Genomic DNA, 19782 nt, shown 5'->3' on the forward strand with positions numbered 1-19782 from the left:
AGCTAAAGGGGATATGAAAATGAATATGCCTGCAAAAAACGCCGCTCCTGTGAACACCCAGGAACCGCCAAAAACTGCGATCTCCGCCTTGTGGCGCCCGGCGCTGGTCCAGGCGTTCGTCAAGCTCGACCCACGCCAACTGCAGCGCTCGCCGGTGATGCTGGTGGTCGAACTGACCGCCATCCTCACCACCGTGCTGTGCTTTGTGCCGGACACGGCGGTGCCGACCTTTGTCGCCGTACAGATCGCCGTATGGCTGTGGTTCACCGTGCTGTTCGCCAACTTCGCCGAAGCCTTGGCTGAAGGTCGCGGCAAGGCCCGCGCCGACAGCCTCAAGGCTGGCAGCGAAGGCCTCAGCGCACGCCGCAAAGAGGCCGACGGCAGCTTCAAAGTCGTGCCGGCCACCAGCCTGCGCAAAGGCGATGTGGTGCGCGTCGCCGCCGGGGAGATGATCCCCGGTGACGGCGAGGTCATCGAAGGTATTGCGGCCGTCAACGAGGCGGCAATCACCGGCGAATCTGCGCCGGTCATCCGTGAATCCGGCGGCGACCGTTCGGCCGTTACCGGCAACACGCGGCTGGTGTCGGATTGGTTGCTGGTGCGCATCACCGTCAACCCGGGTGAGTCCACCCTGGACCGCATGATTGCATTGGTGGAAGGCGCCAAACGCCAGAAAACCCCCAACGAAGTGGCGCTGGATATCCTGCTGATCGGCCTTACGCTGATCTTCCTGCTGGTGGTGGTCACCCTGCAGCCGTTCGCCCACTTCGCCAATGGCAGCTTGCCGCTGGTGTTCCTGGTCGCGCTGCTGGTGACGCTGATTCCGACCACCATCGGCGGCCTGTTGTCGGCCATCGGTATTGCCGGTATGGACCGCCTGGTACGCCTCAACGTCATCGCCAAATCCGGGCGTGCCGTGGAAGCAGCGGGTGACGTGCATGTGTTGCTGCTGGATAAAACCGGCACCATCACCTTCGGCAACCGTCGTTGTGCAGCCGTGATCGCCGCGCCTGGCGTCAGTGGTCGCGACCTGGCTGAAGGCGCGTTGCTGGCGTCCCTGGCGGACGACACGGCGGAAGGCAAATCAATCGTTGAATACCTGCGCGCGCTGCATCCTCAGGCCGAGCCAACCCTGGACGAGCTGACCTCCGTGCCGTTCAGTGCTGAAACGCGCTTGTCCGGTGTCGACTATCAAGGCCGGGTGTTCCGCAAAGGCGCGGTCGATTCACTGCTGGCGTTTATCGGCCAACAACGCGGTGACCTGCAACCGGCACTCTCGCGGGAAATCGACAAGATCGCCCAGAGCGGCGGCACGCCATTGCTGGTATGCGCCGATGGCAAACTGCTCGGCGCGATTCACCTCAAAGACGTGGTCAAGCCGGGTATCCGCGAACGTTTTGCCGAATTGCGCAAACTGGGGATTCGCACCGTGATGGTCACCGGCGACAACCCGCTGACTGCCGCCGCAATTGCCGCTGAAGCGGGTGTGGACGACGTGCTGGCCGAAGCCACCCCAGAAAAAAAACTCGCGCGCATCCGCCACGAGCAGAACGACGGTCGCCTGGTTGCGATGTGCGGCGACGGCGCCAACGACGCCCCGGCGCTGGCCCAGGCCGACGTCGGCATGGCGATGAACGACGGCACCCAGGCCGCTCGCGAAGCGGCCAATATGGTCGACCTCGACAGCGACCCGACCAAGCTGTTGGACGTGGTGCAGATCGGCAAGGAACTGCTGGTGACACGCGGCGCGTTGACGACCTTTTCCATCGCCAACGACGTGGCCAAATACTTCGCGATTTTGCCGGCGCTGTTCGCCTCGATCTACCCGCAACTGGGCGTGCTCAACGTGATGCACTTGCAGAGCCCGCAGAGCGCGATTCTCTCGGCCATCGTCTTCAACGCGCTGATTATCGTGGTGTTGATTCCCCTGGCACTGCGCGGTGTGCGCGTACAGGCGGCGAGTGCGGCGGCGTTGCTACGCCGCAACCTGCTGATCTACGGGCTGGGCGGGCTCCTGGTGCCGTTCGTGGGCATCAAGGCGATCGACATGCTCCTGACCGCACTGCACCTGGTGTAACTGGATCGTTCCCACGCTCCGCGTGGGAATGCCGCCCCGGACGCTCCGCGTCCTGCGCTGATAAATGAATCGAGGAATTTGAAATGTCCACCCTGATCCGCCCGGCCCTGAGCCTGCTGGTCCTCATGACCCTGATCACCGGCGTTGCCTACCCGCTGGTGGTCACCGGCGTCGCCCAAGTTGCGTTCCCCGACCAGGCCAACGGCAGCCTGGTGCGTGACGCCGAGGGCAAAGTGCGCGGCTCCAGCCTGATCGCCCAGGATTTTACCGGTGACAGCTGGTTCCACCCACGGCCATCGGCCGGCGCGTTCGCCACGGTCTCCAGCAGCGCCAGCAACCTGGGCCCAAGCAACCCGGCATTGGCCACGCGCATTTTTGATGACGCCAATAAACAACTGGTGCCAGGCCAGGGGCCGGTGCCTTTGGTTTCCCTGACGACCTCCGGCAGCGGCCTTGATCCGCACTTGCCACCGGCGGCGATTGCCTATCAACTGGCGCGAGTGGCGGCGGCGCGAAATGTTCCGGTGTCTACACTGCAGCGCTTGCTCGATGAGCACATCGAAAGCCCGCTGGTGGGGCCGCCGGTGGTGAATGTGCTGGCGCTGAACATGGCGCTGGAAAAGTTGTAAGCCGTGGTGCCCTCATCGCGGGCAAGCCCGGCTCCCACAGGGAAATGCATTCCAAATGTGGGAGCGGGCTCGCCCGCGATGAGGGCCTGAAGGACTCCAAATAAACACCTGAAGGAACCCCAAAGCATGAGCGACTCCGGCCGCGCCGATGCCCTGTTAGCCGATCTGCCACGGGACGGCCGTGGCCGGCTCAAAGTCTTCCTCGGCGCCGCGCCCGGTGTGGGCAAGACCTACGCCATGCTCCAGGCCGCCCACACCCAACTGCGCCAGGGCGTGCGCCTGATCGCTGGCGTGGTTGAAACCCACGGCCGCGCCGAGACCGAAGCCTTGCTCAGCGGCTTGCCGCAGCAACCCTTGCTGCGCAGCGAATACCGGGGCGTGATGCTCGAAGAAATGGACCTCGACGGCCTGCTCGCCGCCAAGCCCAAGCTGGTGCTGGTGGATGAGCTGGCCCACAGCAACGCCCCCGGCAGCCGCCATGAAAAACGCTGGCAAGACATCCAGGAACTGCTTGCCGCCGGCATCAACGTGTTCACCACGGTCAACGTCCAGCATCTGGAAAGCCTTAACGATCAGGTGCGAGGCATCACCGGCGTGCAAGTGCGTGAAACCTTGCCGGATTGGGTGCTGCAAGAGGCCGACGAGCTGCTGCTGATCGACCTGCCATCCCGTGAATTGCTGGAGCGCCTGCGCGACGGCAAGGTGTATGTGCCGGAACAGGCCCGCGCCGCCATCGACGCATTCTTCACCCAGACCAACCTCATGGCCCTGCGCGAGCTGGCCATGCAAACCGCCGCTGCCCACGTCGATGACGATTTGGCCCAAGGCTACCGCCAGCTCGGCCAGGCTGCCCCGGCGGTGCGCGGGCGTTTGCTGGTGGGCGTGGATGGCGATGCGCAGGCCGAACGCCTGGTGCGTCACGCCAGCCGCGTGGCCCAGCGCCGGCATTTGCCGTGGAGCCTGGTGCACATCGATAACGGCCGCGCACGCGACGAGCAATCGCGCCTGCGCCTGCAAAATGCCCAGCAACTGGCTGAGCGGCTCGGCGGCGAGGTGGTGTTGCTGCGCGCCGGCGAAGTGGCCAAAACGCTGATCCAGCATGCTGCCGAACGCCGCGCCAGCCTGGTATTGGTAGGGCAGTCGCGGATGCGCTGGCGGCGCCGGTTGTTCGGGGGTGGCTTGGCAGCACGCTTGCTGCGCAATGCGCGGGGTTTGGAGATCAACGTCCTCGACAGCGACGATATGCCTGCACCACCACGCTTGCCGGATGTGCGCGGGCTGGTGTGGTTCGACTACGGGCTGGCGGTGGTTGCAACCATCGTCGCGGCAGCATTGGCCTGGGCGGTGGCCAGTGTGTTGCCGCTGCCGAATATCTCGTTGGTGTTTCTTGCGGCGGTACTGCTGGTCGGCGTGCGCAGCAGCCTGGGGCCGTCGCTGCTGTGTGCGGCGCTGTCGTTCCTGGCCTATGACTTTCTGTTTATCCCGCCGAATTTCTCCTTTTCTATCCAGCGCGAAGAAGACGTGCTGACCCTGTTGTTTTTCTTGCTGATGGCGGCGCTCACCGGCAACCTCGCGGCGCGTCAGCGTCGGCAGTTGCAGGCCCTGCGCGACACCCAGGAAGAAACCAGCGAATTGCTCGACCTGTCGCGCAAACTCACCGCGGCCACCGATCGCCAGGCGGTGATCAGTGCGGCGGCCCATCACCTGCAAGGCTGGAGCGACCTGGACCTGTGCCTGTTGAACCGTGACGGCCAGGGCGACTGGAAGGTTGAAACCGGCGCCGCGCTTAACCTCACCGAAGCCGAACGCGCTGCCGCCGATTGGGCCTGGCAGCATGATCAACCGGCCGGCATGGGCACCGGCACGTTGCCGTTTGGGCGTTGGTGGTGGTGGCCGCTGTCGGGCGAGGAGGGGCCGCTAGGCCTGCTCGGCGTCAGCCCGAAACCCGGCCTTGAATTAAGCGGCCAACGCCGACGTTTGCTCACCGCATTGAGCCAGCCATTGGCTCAGGCCCTGGCGCGCGCGCAACTGGCGCAGGAGCTGGAGTCGGCGCGCCTGCACGGCGAAACCGAACAACTGCGCAGCGCTTTGCTGGCCTCGGTGTCCCACGATTTGCGCACGCCGTTGACCTCGATGCGCGGCAGCATCGACAGCCTGCTGGCGCTCGGCGAAGCCATCCCGCTGGAGGACCGCCGCGAATTGCTTGAAGGCACCCGCGATGAAGCCGAGCGCCTGGACCGCTATATCCAGAACCTGCTGGACATGACACGCCTGGGCCACGGTGCGCTGAAACTGGCACGCGATTGGGTCTCGCCGGGTGATATCGTCGGCAGCGCCCTGGGCCGTTTGCGCGCGGTACTGGCGCCGTTGCAGGTACACACTGACGTGCCGGCGCAGTTGCCGCTGCTGTATGTGCACGCAGCGTTGATCGAGCAGGCGCTGGTCAATGTGCTGGAAAACGCTGCGCGTTTCTCACCGCCTCACGGCCGTTTGCAGGTGAGTGCCGGGGTGGCCGATGAGCAGCTGTTTTTTGCCGTGGCCGACGAGGGACCGGGGATTCCCGAGGACGAGCGTGCGAAGATTTTCGATATGTTTTACACCGCCGCCCGTGGTGATCGCGGCGGGCAGGGCACGGGCCTTGGCCTGGCGATCTGCCAGGGCATGGTGGGCGCTCACGGTGGGCATATCCGCGTCGATGACGGTATAGAAGGGCGCGGCACTTGCATCAGCTTGTTCCTGCCCTTACCGACGCAACCTGGCCCGGAGCGCGAGCCTTGAGCTACCCTCTTTTCTCCACGGATTTTGATTGGACACCATGAGCCAGACCGCGACGATTTTAGTCATTGATGACGAACCGCAGATCCGCAAATTCCTGCGTATCAGCCTGGCCTCCCAGGGCTACAAGGTGATCGAAGCCGGCACCGGCAACGAGGGCCTGGCCCAAGCGGCATTGAGCAAACCGGATTTGCTGGTGCTCGACCTGGGCCTGCCCGACATGGACGGCCAGCAAGTGTTGCGCGAGTTTCGCGAGTGGTCGACGGTGCCGGTGTTGGTGCTGTCGGTGCGCGCCAGCGAAGTGCAAAAAGTCGAAGCCTTGGACAGCGGCGCCAATGACTATGTAACCAAACCCTTTGGCATCCAGGAATTTCTCGCCCGTGTGCGCGCCTTGTTGCGCCAGGCGCCAGCGGGAGAGGCCCAGGAAGCGGCGTTGAGTTTCGGCCCTTTGACGGTGGACCTGGCCTATCGCCGCGTGCTGCTGGACGGTGCCGAGGTGGCCCTGACGCGCAAGGAGTACGCAGTGCTGGCGCAATTGGCGCGCCATCCTGGGCGGGTGATCACTCAGCAGCAATTGCTCAAGGATATCTGGGGGCCGACCCATACCGAAGACAGCCATTATTTGCGTATCGTGGTGGGCCATCTGCGTCAGAAACTGGCGGATGATCCGACGCAGCCACGGTTTATCGTGACCGAGGCGGGTGTGGGGTATCGGTTGTTGAATGCCTGAAGGTTGCAGTGCCTGAACGGGCCTCATCGCAGGCAAGCCAGCTCCCACATTTTGATCTGTGAATACATTCAAAGGTGGGAGCTGGCTTGCCTGCGATAGGGCCATCAGCCACGCCGCCTATTTCAGTGTTGCTCACTCTCATACCGATCCAACGTATCACTGGCAATTTCCCGCCCCAACGCGATCAACTCCGGCGCCTTGTAGAACTCGAAAAAACGGCACACCCGCTTCGGCACGTTGATCAGCACGTCCGGCGGGTAACCGGCAATCTTGTACTGCGCCAGCGAGGTCTGCATCACTTCGAAACTCTGGTTGATCAGGTCCAGCAGTGACGCCGGGCCGACGTTATCGATGATAAATGAGCCGGTCGCGGACTTCGGCGCACCTTGTTTTTCAGGCGCAGCCGCAGGTTGTTGGGCCTCGGGTTCGGCCGACTCCAGCCACGGGTTGATTTCGGCGGCCTGGGACTGCAAGGCTTCCTGCTCCAGCTTCATCAATTGCTCGGCCTGCTTGCGCCGAAACGGCAGGTGCGAACCCAGTGATTTGGCCAGGCTGTTGAAGCGGCTCTTGAATGCCGGCGGGCGCTGGATCACCGGCAGTTGGTAGTGCTTCTGGTTGGTGGCGTTGAGGTTGACCGCGATGATCAAGTCGCAATGGCTCGACACCACTGGCACGATCGGCAGCGGGTTAAGCAGGCCACCGTCCACCAGCATGCGGTTGCCTTGCATCACCGGCGTGAACAGGCTCGGAATCGCCGCCGAAGCGCGCATGGCCTGGTGCAGGCAGCCTTCCTGAAACCAGATTTCCTGTTGGTTGGTCAGGTCGGTGGCCACAGCGGTGTAGGGAATACGCAGCTCTTCGATATTGATCTCGCCGACGATCTTGCGGATTTGCCCGAAGACTTTTTCGCCACGAATCGCCCCCAGGCGAAAGCTCACGTCCACCAGGCGCAGCACGTCCAGGTAGTCGAGGCTCTCGATCCAATTGCGGTATTCGTCAAGCTTGCCGGCGGCATAGATCCCGCCGACCACGGCGCCCATGGAGCAGCCGGCGATACAGGCGATGTCGTAGCCGCGCCGTTCGATTTCCTCGATCACGCCAATATGGGCGTAACCGCGGGCTCCGCCGGAGCCCAGCACCAAGGCAACACGTTTCTTCATGAGCTGATCCTTCGCAAAACTGTGGCCCACAATGCGCCTACCGGCAGAGGGCATCAAAATATTTTTCCAGAATAGCCATAACGCTCGGGTATGCTCTGGCAATCGGCGCTTCTGATTTCAGGCTGTAGACAAGGCACTTTTCCTTGCGGGCAACGTCTACAGCCTACGACTGTTTTTCTATATTTGAGGTGTCATTGATGAAAGCCTGGATGTGTGTGCCTGTGATCGTGTTGGCCCTGGCCGGTTGTGCCGGCAAAACCGCATACCGCGACAGCTGTGGCACGCAATTGGATGCGGCCTGGCACGAGTTGGATTTGGCCAAGGCCGAAGGCTTTGCCGGCACCGTGAGCTACTCTAAGGCTTTGTCGCTGTTGACCGGCGCCAAGACCCAGCAGCAATTCGAAGCGTTTGAAGGCTGTTCCAACAAGGCCGAGAAAGCGCGCTTCTATATTCGTGAGTCGCGCGCCGGGCGTTGATCGGTCAGCGGCGAATAGGGTTTCATCGTTAAGGGGGAAGGGATGTCAGTGCTGGTTGATCAGTTAGTCGCTCAGGTCATTGGCCTGGAAGTAGGGTTACTGAGCTGCCAGGCTCGCCTCGCCGCCATCACCGACGATGAAGCCTTGCACGACCTGCGCACCACCGTGCGGCGCCTGCGCAGTTTGTTGCGCCCCTTGCGCGGGCTGCCGGGTGTCGAGCAGCTGGAATTAGCCGCCAGCACGGTGGGCCAATTGACTACGCCGCTGCGCGACCGCGAGGTACTGGCGGCGTACCTGCACCAGCACGGTCATCACGCGGCGGCCGACCGGCGCCTGCGTTTGCAAGCCGATGCCTATCGCCAGGTGGCGCAAAGCCCGGAACTCGCGCATTTGCTGCTGATTCTGGATGCCTTCCCGCGTTTTATCCGCGCCTCCCAACACCAGAAACTGCTCAAAGGCCTGCGCCCGCGCATCGAAAAGCGTCTGGGCAAACAATGGCAGAAACTCGATGACGCCCTTAAAGACCCTGATCATGACCGCCACCGTCTGCGGCTGCTGATCAAGCGCGTGCGCTACGCGGCCGAAGCCTACCCGGAACTGGATAAACTGCCTGCCAAGGCGATGCAACGCCTCAAGCAAGCGCAAGGCGCCCTGGGCGATTGGCACGATTGCTGGCAATGGCTGGCCCAGGCCGAACATCAACCTGACCTGCAGCCGTGCGTTGCGGTTTGGCAGCGCACTATGGCCAAGGCTGAAGGCCAGGCGGATCGGGTGCTGGACAAGCTCAGCAGGGATTGTTTCTAGACCGGTCCGGCTTTTGGCCGGAATAGGCGCTGTGCCAGGCCGGCCTGCTGGTTAAGATCCCTGCATCGGTTTTCTGGATGTGAGGTTGCCATGCGCTTTTGTGATTTGCTCGACGCCGCCCGTAACAACCCATTGGAAGTGACCATCCCCGCTGAATGGGCGCAGGGCCGCGCAACCTTTGGTGGCCTGGTGGCTGCCTTGCAATACGAAGCCTTGCGCGCCCACGTGCCGGCGGATCGCCCTTTGCGTTCGCTGGCTATCACCTTTGTCGGCCCGGTAGCGCCGGATGTACCCGCCAGTTACCAGGTCGAAGTGCTGCGCGAAGGCAAGGCGGTGAGCCAGTTGCTCGGCCGTGTGGTACAGAACGGTGAAGTGGCGACCTTGGTACAAGCCAGCTTTGGCGCAGCCCGCGAGTCGGTTATTGAGGTAGCGAGTGAGCCGCCGCCGGTGTTCAAACACTGGGATGAGTGCCAGGAGCTGCCCTATATCAAGGGCGTTACCCCCGAATTCATGCGCCACTTGGCGATGCGCTGGAGTGTCGGCGGGCTGCCGTTTACCGGTAATAAATCCCGCGACATGGGCGGCTGGGTGCGTTTGCGTGGGGACGTGAAGGAAGAACCGCTAACCGAGGCGTATATTCTTGCCCTGGTCGACGCCTGGCCACCGGCCTTGTTGCCGCACCTGACCAAACCGGCGCCGGGCAGCACCCTGACCTGGACCATCGAGTTCATCCAGCCGCTGCAAAACCTGACCACCCTCGACTGGTGCCAGTACTACGTCAACATCGAGCACGCCCGCGACGGCTACGGCCATGCCGCTGCCGCGCTCTGGAGCCCGAGCGGCGAGTTGATCGCCATCAGCCGCCAGACTGTGGTGGTCTTCGCCTGAGCCTCAGAAGTGCTGGCTGCCCTGGGCTTCCAGCTTGCGGCCGTGGCGTTGCAGCGCCACGCCCGCCAACAGGCCGACGACGCCGATGGCAACACTGGCCAGGCTGAAGCTGAACACGCCAGACACCATCAACAGAAAACCAATGATCAACAAAGGCACGGCAAGCAGTTGCAGGCCCAGGTTAGTGGGGTGCTGGTGGGCCTGTGGCTGAGTGCGCCATTGCCAGGCGGGGAAGTTGGGGTGACGTTTGCCCATGATGATTAATCCTCTGTCCGTTGAAACAACATGGACAAAGTTTAGGTCGCGGGCACGTGGGACGGCGAATCAACACTCGCTATGGAAGCCATAGCCAGCCTTGCTTGGCTTATAGCTTCAATTGCCCGATCGCCTTGCTCAATTCCCCAGCCAAAGTCGCCAGCTCATTGCTGGTGGTGGCCGACTCCACCGTCTGCTGCACGGTGTTTTCGGTCACATCGCGAATGCTCACCACCGCACGGTTCATCTCTTCGGCCACATGGCTTTGCTGTTCGGCCGCCACCGCAATCTGGGTATTGCTTTCGCGCATCTGGGCCACGGCGCCGGTGATTTCGGCCAGTGCCGCGCCGGCTTCCTGGGCCTGTTGCACACAATCGTCAGCCTTGAATGAGCTTTCTTGCATGAAGTCCACCGCATCGCGGGTGCCGGCTTGCAGCGCCGAGACCATGCGGGTGATTTCGTCGGTGGAGCTTTGTACGCGCTTGGCCAGGTTGCGTACTTCGTCGGCGACCACGGCAAAGCCACGGCCCATTTCGCCGGCGCGGGCGGCTTCGATGGCGGCGTTGAGGGCGAGCAGGTTGGTTTGTTCGGCGATGCTGTGGATCACGCCCACTACGCCGTTGATTTTCTGACTGTCTTCGGCGAGTTTCTGGATCATTTCGGCCGTCTGCTGCACGCCGGTGGACAAGCCGGCGATAGAGCGCTGCACCCGAGTGACCACTGCCTGGCCACTGCCGGCGAGGGTGTCGGCGGTCTGGGACAGGTCGCGGGTAGCGCCGGCATGCTGGGCGATATGGTAGACGGTGGCCGTCATCTCATTGATGGCGGTGGCGGCCTGGTCGGTTTCGCTTTGCTGGCCGAGCATGCCGTGCTGCACCTCGTTCATGCTGCTGGCCAGGCGCGCGGCGCCATCGTCGAGTTGCTGGGCGGTGCGCGCCACGGTGCTGACCACGCGCTGATAGCCGGCCTGCATGGCGTTGAAGGCACTGGCCATCTGGCCAACTTCATCTTTGCAGGCCAGGGGCACGCGGGCCGACAGGTCACCGCTCTTCTCTACGTGCAGCATCACGTCCTTGAGGGTGTTGAGTTGGCTGAGCAGGAAGCGGATCAGCAACTGCGAGGCGCCGAGCATCGCCAGCATCAGGATCAACACGGCCACGGCGTAGTTGGCGAAGCGTTCGCCGAAAACCTGGCTGAGGCTACGGCCGTAGGCGAGTACCGCGATCTGTTGGCCATCGGCACGGGTGACCACTTCGGCACCGATCAGTGGGTTTTCCCCGAACAAGGGCATGTGATTGAGTTCGACCCAACCGGTGGCGGCGCTCAGGGCTGAAAGATCTTGATCGGCCGACTGTGGGATTTGGCCGCGGGCAAAGGTCAGCCAATGTTCATCTTTGGGTAATGGAGTGTTGGCCGGCCAGGCGCCGAGTAGTCGCGCTTGCGCCTGGGCCGAGGCCCGTGACGCATCGCTGCGGGCCTGTTGTTCGAGCTGCACGGCATACAACACCAGCAGCAGCGTGGTGATGAAAGCGACCGCATTGACGGCCCAGAATTTGTATTTCAGCGAGATATTGCTAAGCCAGGCACCCATGGAAGGTTTTCTCTGATAGCGGATACAGCATTGGCAAGGTGCCATTATTGTGCCGCTACTCAGAGAGTTGGTTTTGACATGGGTCAATGCGCCGCATCAATCCACTTGAGGCAGCCCAAAAAACGCACGGGAGCAGGCGGTGCTGTGTTCGGCCAGGTCTTCCAGCGATTCGTTACGATGCAAAGCAACCTCACGCAGCACTTCCGGCAAATAAGCCGGTTCATTGCGGCCGTTTTTCGGCTTGGGCCGCAAGGTGCGTGGTAGCAAGTACGGCGCATCGCTTTCCAGCATCAAGCGGCCACGGGGAATTTGCTTGACCAGCGGATGCAGGTGCGTGCCACGGCGCTCGTCGCAGATCCAGCCGGTGATGCCGATGTGCAAGTCGAGGTCGAGGTAGCTGAACAGCGCCTGTTGCTCGCCGGTAAAGCAATGCACTACGGCGGCGCTCAGGTGATCGCGGTAGTCCTTGAGGATTTCCAGCAGTCGCTGGTTGGCATCACGTTCGTGCAGAAACACCGGCAGTTTCAGCTCGACCGCCAGGGCTAAATGCTCCTCGAGAACTTTTTCCTGCTGTGGGCGCGGGGAAAAGTCCCGGTTGAAGTCCAGCCCGCATTCGCCCACCGCGCGTACGCGGCTTTCGTTGAGCAACCCGCGCAAACGCTGGGCGCTGTCGCCATTCCAGTCACTGGCCGAGTGCGGGTGGATGCCGGCGGTGCTGAACAGGCGTTGGCCGCTTTCATCGAGTTTTACGCACAGTTCCAAGGCCTGTTCGCTGCCGTCGACGCTGGTGCCGGTGAGCACCAATTGTTGCACGCCGGCGGCGTAGGCGCGGTCGAGAACGGCCTGGTGCCTCTCGTCGAAACTGGGGTTGGTCAGGTTGACGCCGATATCAATGAGTTGCATGGTGCTAGCTCCGCCTGCGGCCGGAAAGCATATCAGAGCTGTAGATTTATAAGAAAAACTAAGAACTACAACGCGTTATAGCTGTCTTTGAACGTCGCAAGTGACATTGTGGTTGGCTCACCGCCTGCCCCGACGCCACCGTTGCGTGCCTTGCCAGCGCTTGAAGCGCTCTGTTTCTGACCTCCAGCTTTTCGTCTTTCACGAAATGGCTGGCCAGTATTCTTTCCGGAGAGCGGATGATCCGACCCTCGGCGTTGCTTATGTTGTGCCTGACGTTACTGCTGCCCACGGCGGCGGTCGCGCGTCTGGACGGGCCGCTGGAAGTGACCAAGCCCGGCAAGGTCCGTGACCTGGCGCAGATCCGCTCGAGTCGCACCCTGCGTGTGCTGGTCAACCAGAGCCGTAACAGTTCCGGTGAGATCCAGGGCCAGGCCATCGGAGTCGAATACCATCGCCTGCGCGCCTTCGAGCAATACCTGAACGGCCATGCCCGGGACGGAGAAGAAATCAGCCTCAAGATCATTCCCAAGGCCAAGGACCAATTGCTTGGCGCATTGGCCCGTGGTGAAGGCGACCTGGTGGCGCCGGGTGAATTACTCGATGTGAAGGCCACGCACAAGATCAGCACCAGTGACCCGATTGCCAGCGGCGTGCCGCTATGGCTGGTGGGCGTGAAGGGTGAGCGGCGGTTTACCAAGCTGGAGCAATTGTCCGGGCGCACCCTGGCGTTGACCACCGGCAGTGCGGCGGCGGATGCGATCAATCAGGTCAACCAGCAACTGGCGCTGCACAAGCGCCCGCCGGTAAAGGTGGAGTGGGTTGACCCTACGCTGGCCGTGGAGGATGTGTTGGAGATGGTTCAGGCCGGAATCTTCCACCTCACCATCGTCGAGAAGCCGATTGCCGAGCGCTGGTCGAAAATCCTGCCCAAGTTACGCTTTGATCGGCAGGTGGCAATCAGCGAGCCGGGTGACGAGTACTGGTTCGTGCGCCAGGATGCCTCGATGCTGCGGGCCAGTATTGATCGCTTCCTCAAGACTTATCGCACGCCGTCCGACCAGGATGTAGCGTTTCAGCGTATCTATCGACGTCTCTACCAAGTGCGCAATCCGCTGGCCCGTGCCGACCGTCAGCGCCTGGAGAAACTGCGTCCGGTGCTGCAAAAGCATGCCCGAGAGCAGGGTATGGACTGGCTGAACCTGGCGGCGCTGGCCTTCAAGGAATCCGCCCTGGACCCTGGCGCGCGCAACAGCGGCGGGCCGACCGGCCTGATGCAGATCACCCCATCGGCGGCGCAGCGGGTAGGTGTGAACAATATCGAGAGTCTGGACAGCAATGTGCAGGCCGGTGCGCGTTACCTGGCAATGATCCGCCGCAAGTTCTTCGCCAGCCCCAAACTCAACGAGCGCGAACGCATGGCCTTTGTGCTGGCGGCTTATAACATGGGGCCGGAGCGGGTTCAGGGAATGCGCGCAGAGGCGCGCCGGCGGGGCTTGAACCCCAATCAATGGTTCTTCCAGGTCGAACGCATTGCCATGGAACAGGTGGGAATGGGCGGCGTCAGCTATGTTAATAGCGTGAACAAGTATTACTTGGCGTTTGATCGGGAGCGCGAATCCCTGGAACCGTCGACGCCGAAAATTGCCTCACGAAAATAATCGGTTTTATCGATAAGTATTAGGCGATTTTTGCGCTTTTATCATAGTCTGATCCGATTAATATAGCGGCCAACCAACCCCTACTTTGAAAAGGATTCTCACCATGAGCCCACTGATCAACCGCATTCTGTCTACCCGCGCCGGTTACGGCCTGACCATCCTGCGAATTTTCGTCGGCATCGTTTTCGCCGCCCATGGTTCGCAAAAACTCTTCGGCTGGTTTGGCGGCGGCGGCTTGGCCGGCACGGCGCAGTACATGGAAAGCCTGGGCCTGACGCCGGGTACGCTGATGGCGGTGCTGTCAGGTGGGACTGAGTTCTTTGCCGGCCTGGCGTTGATCATTGGCTTGCTGGCACGCCCAGCGGCATTGGGCCTGGCGTTCCTGTCGCTGGTGGCGATCTTCTCGGTGCATATCCATAACGGCCTGTTCATGGCCAACAACGGTTATGAGTTCGCCTTGGCCTTGCTCGGCGGTGCACTGGCGGTGCTGTTCGAAGGCGCTGGCAAACTGTCCGTCGACCGCGCCATCGCCCACTGAAGACCCGCGTAACCCCCTGAAAAAGCCCGCCATGAGCGGGCTTTTTCATTGCTCGGGATTCTTGACAGCGCCCCACAGGCTTCTCTAGGATGCTGCTCATGCGCCGATTTAAACAGCTAATTGCGGGGCGCCACTGGGACTCAATGCAGCCCGACAGAAGCATGCACTCACCAAGAGTCAGGTTTCGAAATACCGCTAAAGCGCTGGTTCGGTGTTGCCTCTCACCTGCCCGCAGACTTTTGAGGCAGAGACACGACACGATGAATGCACTACGCCCCCTCATACGCCTGGCCCCGATCACCGCGGACCTGACTCAACGCAACCCCAAAATCCTGCTGGGCGGCAAGCATCAGCCGACCTTGCTGCGTTACCTGGACGGCTGGCCGCGCCGTACAGGGCGCCCCTCAGCGTTTCTGATCCAGTTTGTGGAAGATGGCGATTCCCTGGCGCGTTTTGCCAGCAACAGCTTTGACCTCGCCGTTATCCAGGCGCCCAGTGCGGGCGATGCCGATGAGGTGATCCGCCAACTGACGCGCATCGCCCGGCAAGGGCTGATTGCGCGTCGTTGACGGTGATCAGTGAACGACAACCGCCGACCGGCGTCGCCGGTGGTAGAGGTACACTGCCCAGGCAATCAGGCATAACGACAGCGGTACTGCGCCAATCATCAGCAACTTGAGGTTGCGTTCCGCTCGATGCACCGGTGCATACGCCTGGACCTTGAGTGCCTGCAACTCCATGGGCAGCCGCAGGCGTTCCTTGTTAAGCGCCTGCAATTGGATAGTGGTGTCCACCGCGCGGGTGCCGAAGCCAGTACTCGGTGGATTCAAGCGTTGCCATTCCTGCTCGGTTTGCTCAAGACGTCTTTGCAGTTCCCCGGCTTTTTGCGCATAAGCCTGCTCGGCGGCCTCGCGCAGTTGCTCCAGTGCGTGGGGAGAATGGCTGACGCTGGTACGCGGTTGAATGTTTGCGAGCACGCCGGGAGACGCAAGGTTATCCAAGGTATTCAAGACAAACATCACGTTGCTATTGGGCGCAGAGTTGATCACCGCGTCCGTCAACAAATCGGTATCGGCGACCACCACCACTTCGATATGTGCAGCCTTTTGCAGCCCGGCAGGTTGTCCGTCAATGCCATCTGGAAAGGCCGAGTAGGCGGGGCCTTCGAGGCGCGCCGCGATCATATGGGGTTGCGCGGCAGCCGGTATTCCTTCAGCCAGTAAGTCGGCTGCAGGTGTTGCTGCAAAGCGGCCTGCATCCAGCAGTGTGGAGCGCCTGGAGCTTTGCAACAGAGGTGTGAGTGTGGTGCGGCTTTTTCTCACGCGCGACAGCGCACCGCTGCTCGATACGATGACCGTATCCAGTTTCCAGGCACTCACATCGTTGGCCGCCATCGCTTGCCGTGGCAGGTTCAGCTTGGCCGGGTGCAGTACGGCTGGCGCGCCTGAGCCAAAAGCATGATCGACCAACAGTTTGTCCGCCGGCATCTGAATGCCCCAAGCCGCCAATAGCCCGTCCAGCCGTGTGTCGGCGGGCTTGGCGGTTGTCTCGGCCTCGCTCACCGGGTCTATAAAGAGCATCAGTTTGCCACCCCTGAATACAAACTGTTCAATCGCATACAGGGTTTGTTCCGGCAGGGCGCGCGGGTGCACAACCATCAGGGTTTTGATCGATTCGGGCACTGTCGGGGTACTTGATGTCAGGCCTATCAAATCAAAATGCTGATGCATCTGTGCCAGCAGCTGTTCGCCAGACGCGTTCAAGGCCAACCCCGTCAACACGCCGACGGTGGGAGGCTCGGGGTGCATCAGTTGGTGGATCAGATGACTGATTTCGTACTCAAGCAAGGGCTCGTCATCCAGGCGCAGTACTTCGATACGTTGTGCGGGCTGGCCTGCACGGGTGCCGATGAGGCCAAGAAAGCCTTGCTTGTCATCCAATCCGAACAGGCCGGCCTTGTAGGCATCCTCTGAATAAGGGGTAGGATCTATAACATGTAGGTTAATCATGCCCTTTGATGCTTTTTCGAACTCTTTGAGTAAATCTGCCACTCGTTCGCCATAGCGGTTTATTGCCTGGCTTCTTCTCGGGTCATTACTTGAGTTGAAGTAATACAAATCCAGTGGGTGTTCCAGAGTGGCGAGCAGTTGTCGCGCAGCGGGCGATAACGTGTGGAGTTTCTGCTGTGAGAAGTCCCAGCGGATATTCGGTAGTTTGCCGACCCACGTGAGATTAAATGCAAGGAAAAGCAGCAGTATGACCAGCAGTGTCATACCCATACTCAGAGTGGAACGCATCGTTTGCTTTCCTTCTCAACTGGTTTTGTAATTGAGCGTGACTGTGGATGCCGAGAGAAAGGCAAGGATCATGCTGATGTAGTACAAGGCGTCATGCAGTGTCAGTTTGCCGTTATCGATAGAGCCGAAACGCGAAATCGGGTTAATCGAGGCCAGGCTGTCAACGACCCAGATTGGCGCCTGATGTTCAAGTGCGTCCAGCACCGATGACAGTCCGCTGGCTGCCAGTAACATCACCACCGTCACCAGAAATACAGCCAAACGTTGGTGGGTCAGGGCAGAAGTAAAACATCCGACAGAAAGATAGGCGCCGGCCAGTAACCAGCTGGCTAGAAACTGTGAAGAGATAACACGGTTGTCGGCGGTGCCGAGGTAGTTGGCGAGGATCACCAGTGGGAAAGTCAGCAACAATGCAATACCGCATACGACCCACGCCGCCATAAACTTTCCGATTACCCGCTCTGCGCTGGTGATGGGCAGGGTTTTCAGCATGTCGCGCATACTGGCGTGGTGTTCGTCTGACCACAATTGTGTCGACAGCATGGGAATCAGCAGCAGGTAGAGCCAAGGGTGCAATTGGAAAAACACCTGCAGGTCGCCGCTGTCCTGTTCCAGCCAATTGCTTGTATACAACCCCAGGGTGGCGCACAACACCAGAAACGCGGCAATACCCAGGTACGTGCTGGGCGTACAGGCATAACTGGCCAGTTGGCGCTTGAAAATGACGGGCAGCAGTTTCAAAGGGTGACCTCGTGGCTCAGATGCTGAACGACTTCGTTCAGGCGACCCGGCTCCAGATTCAGTGACGTTATGTTCCAGCCGCGGCTGGCGATTAGTGCGTTGATATGGGGGTAGATGGCGTGCCCGGGCATGGCCAGAACTGTCACGGTGCCGGGTGCATGCCGGTCCTCTTCTATACCTGCCACGCCGGGTAATACGGCAAGGGCGAGTAAATCCAGGGGTGTTTCTGCGGCCAGCGTGACGGCTCGGTAATGCCGGGAGTTGCGCTGCAGGTCGGGCAGCGGGGTGTCTGCCACAAGGTGCCCACCGGCGATAACCAGGGCGCGCGTGCAGAGGCCGGACAGGTGGTCGCAGTGCCGGGAGGCAATGATGACTGCCATGTCTTCGGTCAGCGCCTGGATAAGTGTCTTGAACCTGAGCAGTTGATCCGGTGTGAGCCCCTCGGTCGGCTCATCCAGCAACAACAGGCCGGGCGCGTGCAGGATCGCCTGGGCGATGGCAATTCTGCGTTTCAAGCCGGTCGAAAGCGTAGCAATCGGTGCATCGAGCACCCGTGACAGTTCCAGGCGCATGGCCGCCCGATCGACACGGCTGCGTTTTTCGGCACCGCTGAAGCCGCGAACGGCGGCAATAAAATTGAGCACGCCTTTAACCGACAGTGACTGATGGCTGAGGCCGCCCTGGAGTTGATAACCGAGGTGTTTTTGCGCCTGCAGTGGCTGCGCCTGAGTGTCGAAGCCCTGGACCGTCACATGCCCCGCAGAAGGTTTGGCGAGCCCGGCTATTACGTTCAGTAGTGTGGTCTTGCCTGCACCATTCTCCCCGAACAGGCCTATGCATTCCTGGCGTTGGGCACAAAATGAGACATTAGTGATGACGTTTCTTTTACCCAAACGCTTTGTCAGGCTGCTTATCTCGAGCATCTTTTTACCGAATAAGTTTTGCGAGGCGTAGGAACATTTACCGTCATATACGGTGAGCGCCAGGAAGGTTACGTTTAATCATTGGACTTGGGAACGCGGGGACATGTTTATCAGATAAGTCCTACGCCGCAGCGCCTAACTTGCTGAAACAATTGCGTTGTTCCGAGGCTTGTTAACTGCCGGGTGTTTATCTGGCGTTTATATAAGGTTTACTCTTTCGCAATAAGGCCTGAATATCATGATGCTTCTTCGCACGCTTGTTCTTGAACGCAGCGGTCAGGACACACCGATCAACGGTGCACTACTTTGCGGGTTTGCCGTTGCACAGACCGATTCAAACTTTCTGGTCTATAGCCTGGATGAAGAGACCGAACCTGGTAACTCCAGGGTCTATATCGCGGCGCTCCGCAAGAAACTCGATCGGTATTTCCTGGGTGGGGTCGAGTCCAAGGAAGATTTGCAAGTTGCCATGCAAGTGTTCAAGCAAATCCTGATGGCGGCTGCGGCCTCGGGAACCAAGACCGGCACTGTCAGCGAATCCTCGATCCCTTTCCATTTCATTGATTTGAAAGGCTGCAAGTTGCCGCCCGCCAGACCGGAAGATCATCATTCAATGATCATCAAGAAGGGCCTGGTGATGAAGGTCATTACCCTGGGCATGTCTGCGCCCGCACTGCCGGCCATCGAAAGTGCTTCGTTGATCGTGCCTTCGATTCGCTTCTCGTCGCAGATGATTGCCCCGCCCAGGCCCACCAACCCAGCCAATTCCGCTGAGCCGTCGGTTTGCGAGCCGCTCGAGGCGCAACCGCTGGAGGCACCCGTCGCGATTGCTCAGGCGCAGGCATTGGAGCCAGCACCAGAACCAGAGTCGGAACCAGAGCCGGAACAGGTAGAGCTCAGTGCTCCGCCGGTTCAGGTTGAGCCGGCCGCGCCTGCACCGAGCCCACCTGCGCCGAAGATGGAACATGCCTCGTTGGTTGAGATGGACAGTACGTTGACCAGCCTGGCCAAGGTCGCCCAAGAGCTTACGCAACAGCAGCAAGCGGCAATCGAGCGCGAGGAAATGCTTGAGCAGTGGCAGGCACGACTCGAGCAGGAGCAGAGCGAACTTGAAGAAAAGAACCGGGCGTTGCAACAGCACTCAGCGCAGTTGCATGAGCGCGACCTTGAGGTTGGCAGGACGGCTGAGAAGTTGAAGCAGGCACTGTCGCAGGTGGCGGGGATACGCCAGCGCTTGCAGGGTGTGCTCCTGGAGCTGGATCACACCCTGGATGGTCAGGCTTGAAGCAGATGTGTTCTGCGGTCTGGCTACTTTTCAGGGTTCATTTATCATCAAC

At 60.8% G+C, this 19782-nt stretch carries 17 protein-coding genes and 1 pseudogene; 11 read left to right on the forward strand and 7 right to left on the reverse strand.

Annotation, left to right across the window (positions count from 1 at the left end; translation table 11 throughout):
- Nucleotides 1-13 precede the first annotated feature (13 nt).
- The 4 genes from kdpB to K0H48_RS14875 all read left to right on the forward strand — a co-directional run bounded on the left by kdpB (nt 14) and on the right by K0H48_RS14875 (nt 6211).
- The gene (kdpB, locus tag K0H48_RS14860) at nt 14-2077 is read left to right on the forward strand and encodes a potassium-transporting ATPase subunit KdpB (protein WP_219268055.1); all 2064 of its coding nucleotides are present in this window, start codon (nt 14-16) and stop codon (nt 2075-2077) included.
- Nucleotides 2078-2160: 83 nt separating this feature from the next.
- A complete protein-coding gene (gene kdpC, locus K0H48_RS14865) occupies nt 2161-2706 on the forward strand; it encodes a potassium-transporting ATPase subunit KdpC (protein WP_219268056.1) in 546 nt (181 codons plus the stop codon).
- Nucleotides 2707-2832: 126 nt separating this feature from the next.
- Nucleotides 2833-5484, forward strand: a complete 2652-nt coding sequence (locus tag K0H48_RS14870) for a sensor histidine kinase KdpD (protein WP_219268057.1) — start codon at nt 2833-2835, stop codon at nt 5482-5484.
- 37 nt (nt 5485-5521) lie between these two features.
- Nucleotides 5522-6211, forward strand: a complete 690-nt coding sequence (locus K0H48_RS14875; RefSeq protein ID WP_017136125.1) for a response regulator — start codon at nt 5522-5524, stop codon at nt 6209-6211.
- 122 nt (nt 6212-6333) lie between these two features.
- Here the strand turns inward: K0H48_RS14875 and K0H48_RS14880 are convergent, their stop codons facing one another.
- Nucleotides 6334-7371, reverse strand: a complete 1038-nt coding sequence (locus K0H48_RS14880) for a patatin-like phospholipase family protein (protein WP_219268058.1) — start codon at nt 7369-7371, stop codon at nt 6334-6336.
- A 197-nt stretch (nt 7372-7568) separates the two neighbouring features.
- On the opposite strand from K0H48_RS14880, the gene K0H48_RS14885 reads away from it, so the two are divergent.
- From K0H48_RS14885 to K0H48_RS14895, 3 genes are all read left to right on the forward strand, one after another.
- Nucleotides 7569-7847 carry a hypothetical protein gene (locus K0H48_RS14885; RefSeq protein ID WP_010176194.1) on the forward strand — a complete coding sequence of 93 codons (279 nt, stop codon included), beginning with the start codon at nt 7569-7571 and terminating at the stop codon, nt 7845-7847.
- Nucleotides 7848-7889: 42 nt separating this feature from the next.
- Entirely contained in the window at nt 7890-8651 is a 762-nt protein-coding gene (locus K0H48_RS14890; protein WP_219268059.1) for a CHAD domain-containing protein, read from the forward strand.
- Nucleotides 8652-8741: 90 nt separating this feature from the next.
- On the forward strand, nt 8742-9539 hold the full coding sequence (locus tag K0H48_RS14895; RefSeq protein ID WP_219268060.1) for an acyl-CoA thioesterase II: 798 nt from the start codon (nt 8742-8744) through the stop codon (nt 9537-9539).
- A 6-nt stretch (nt 9540-9545) separates the two neighbouring features.
- Here K0H48_RS14895 and K0H48_RS14900 read toward each other — a convergent pair.
- The 3 genes and pseudogenes from K0H48_RS14900 to K0H48_RS14910 all read right to left on the reverse strand — a co-directional run.
- Nucleotides 9546-9794: pseudogene (locus tag K0H48_RS14900) on the reverse strand (terminase); the annotation flags it as partial.
- Nucleotides 9795-9903: 109 nt separating this feature from the next.
- Nucleotides 9904-11385 carry a methyl-accepting chemotaxis protein gene (locus tag K0H48_RS14905; RefSeq protein WP_219268062.1) on the reverse strand — a complete coding sequence of 494 codons (1482 nt, stop codon included), beginning with the start codon at nt 11383-11385 and terminating at the stop codon, nt 9904-9906.
- A 96-nt stretch (nt 11386-11481) separates the two neighbouring features.
- Complete coding sequence (locus tag K0H48_RS14910; RefSeq protein ID WP_219268063.1) at nt 11482-12288, reverse strand: TatD family hydrolase; 807 nt, start codon at nt 12286-12288, stop codon at nt 11482-11484.
- A 236-nt stretch (nt 12289-12524) separates the two neighbouring features.
- Between K0H48_RS14910 and K0H48_RS14915 the strand changes: the two genes are divergently transcribed.
- The 3 genes from K0H48_RS14915 (at nt 12525) to K0H48_RS14925 (ending at nt 15053) form a co-directional block, all read left to right on the forward strand.
- The gene (locus K0H48_RS14915) at nt 12525-13946 is read left to right on the forward strand and encodes a transglycosylase SLT domain-containing protein (RefSeq protein WP_219268064.1); all 1422 of its coding nucleotides are present in this window, start codon (nt 12525-12527) and stop codon (nt 13944-13946) included.
- 103 nt (nt 13947-14049) lie between these two features.
- Nucleotides 14050-14484: a DoxX family protein gene (locus K0H48_RS14920; RefSeq protein ID WP_138816115.1), complete on the forward strand. Its 435-nt coding sequence runs from the start codon at nt 14050-14052 to the stop codon at nt 14482-14484.
- A gap of 260 nt (nt 14485-14744) precedes the next feature.
- Entirely contained in the window at nt 14745-15053 is a 309-nt protein-coding gene (locus K0H48_RS14925; protein WP_016975361.1) for a hypothetical protein, read from the forward strand.
- A gap of 6 nt (nt 15054-15059) precedes the next feature.
- Here the strand turns inward: K0H48_RS14925 and K0H48_RS14930 are convergent, their stop codons facing one another.
- From K0H48_RS14930 to K0H48_RS14940, 3 genes are read right to left on the reverse strand one after another with little or no spacing between them, the layout of a single operon-like run.
- Complete coding sequence (locus K0H48_RS14930) at nt 15060-16781, reverse strand: Gldg family protein (RefSeq protein WP_219268065.1); 1722 nt, start codon at nt 16779-16781, stop codon at nt 15060-15062.
- A gap of 15 nt (nt 16782-16796) precedes the next feature.
- Complete coding sequence (locus K0H48_RS14935) at nt 16797-17522, reverse strand: ABC-2 transporter permease (RefSeq protein WP_219268066.1); 726 nt, start codon at nt 17520-17522, stop codon at nt 16797-16799.
- Complete coding sequence (locus tag K0H48_RS14940; RefSeq protein WP_219268067.1) at nt 17519-18445, reverse strand: ABC transporter ATP-binding protein; 927 nt, start codon at nt 18443-18445, stop codon at nt 17519-17521. The genes K0H48_RS14935 and K0H48_RS14940 overlap by 4 nt, the downstream gene beginning before the upstream one ends.
- 238 nt (nt 18446-18683) lie before the next feature.
- Between K0H48_RS14940 and K0H48_RS14945 the strand changes: the two genes are divergently transcribed.
- Nucleotides 18684-19730, forward strand: a complete 1047-nt coding sequence (locus K0H48_RS14945; protein ID WP_219268068.1) for a hypothetical protein — start codon at nt 18684-18686, stop codon at nt 19728-19730.
- Nucleotides 19731-19782: the final 52 nt, after the last annotated feature.

It is taken from the genome of Pseudomonas sp. Xaverov 259, from assembly GCF_019352915.1.
GTDB lineage: Bacteria > Pseudomonadota > Gammaproteobacteria > Pseudomonadales > Pseudomonadaceae > Aquipseudomonas.

Excerpts from the sequence above, each read along its gene's own strand:
- K0H48_RS14905 (WP_219268062.1), bottom strand. The coding sequence starts at position 11,385 with ATGGGTGCCTGGCTTAGCAATATCTCGCTGAAATACAAATTCTGGGCC.
- kdpC (WP_219268056.1), top strand. The coding sequence starts at position 2,161 with ATGTCCACCCTGATCCGCCCGGCCCTGAGCCTGCTGGTCCTCATGACC.
- K0H48_RS14915 (WP_219268064.1), top strand. The coding sequence starts at position 12,525 with ATGATCCGACCCTCGGCGTTGCTTATGTTGTGCCTGACGTTACTGCTG.
- K0H48_RS14890 (WP_219268059.1), top strand. The coding sequence starts at position 7,890 with ATGTCAGTGCTGGTTGATCAGTTAGTCGCTCAGGTCATTGGCCTGGAA.
- K0H48_RS14895 (WP_219268060.1), top strand. The coding sequence starts at position 8,742 with ATGCGCTTTTGTGATTTGCTCGACGCCGCCCGTAACAACCCATTGGAA.
- K0H48_RS14870 (WP_219268057.1), top strand. The coding sequence starts at position 2,833 with ATGAGCGACTCCGGCCGCGCCGATGCCCTGTTAGCCGATCTGCCACGG.
- K0H48_RS14910 (WP_219268063.1), bottom strand. The coding sequence starts at position 12,288 with ATGCAACTCATTGATATCGGCGTCAACCTGACCAACCCCAGTTTCGAC.
- K0H48_RS14875 (WP_017136125.1), top strand. The coding sequence starts at position 5,522 with ATGAGCCAGACCGCGACGATTTTAGTCATTGATGACGAACCGCAGATC.
- K0H48_RS14920 (WP_138816115.1), top strand. The coding sequence starts at position 14,050 with ATGAGCCCACTGATCAACCGCATTCTGTCTACCCGCGCCGGTTACGGC.
- K0H48_RS14880 (WP_219268058.1), bottom strand. The coding sequence starts at position 7,371 with ATGAAGAAACGTGTTGCCTTGGTGCTGGGCTCCGGCGGAGCCCGCGGT.
- K0H48_RS14945 (WP_219268068.1), top strand. The coding sequence starts at position 18,684 with ATGATGCTTCTTCGCACGCTTGTTCTTGAACGCAGCGGTCAGGACACA.
- K0H48_RS14940 (WP_219268067.1), bottom strand. The coding sequence starts at position 18,445 with ATGCTCGAGATAAGCAGCCTGACAAAGCGTTTGGGTAAAAGAAACGTC.
- kdpB (WP_219268055.1), top strand. The coding sequence starts at position 14 with ATGAAAATGAATATGCCTGCAAAAAACGCCGCTCCTGTGAACACCCAG.
- K0H48_RS14930 (WP_219268065.1), bottom strand. The coding sequence starts at position 16,781 with ATGCGTTCCACTCTGAGTATGGGTATGACACTGCTGGTCATACTGCTG.
- K0H48_RS14925 (WP_016975361.1), top strand. The coding sequence starts at position 14,745 with ATGAATGCACTACGCCCCCTCATACGCCTGGCCCCGATCACCGCGGAC.
- K0H48_RS14885 (WP_010176194.1), top strand. The coding sequence starts at position 7,569 with ATGAAAGCCTGGATGTGTGTGCCTGTGATCGTGTTGGCCCTGGCCGGT.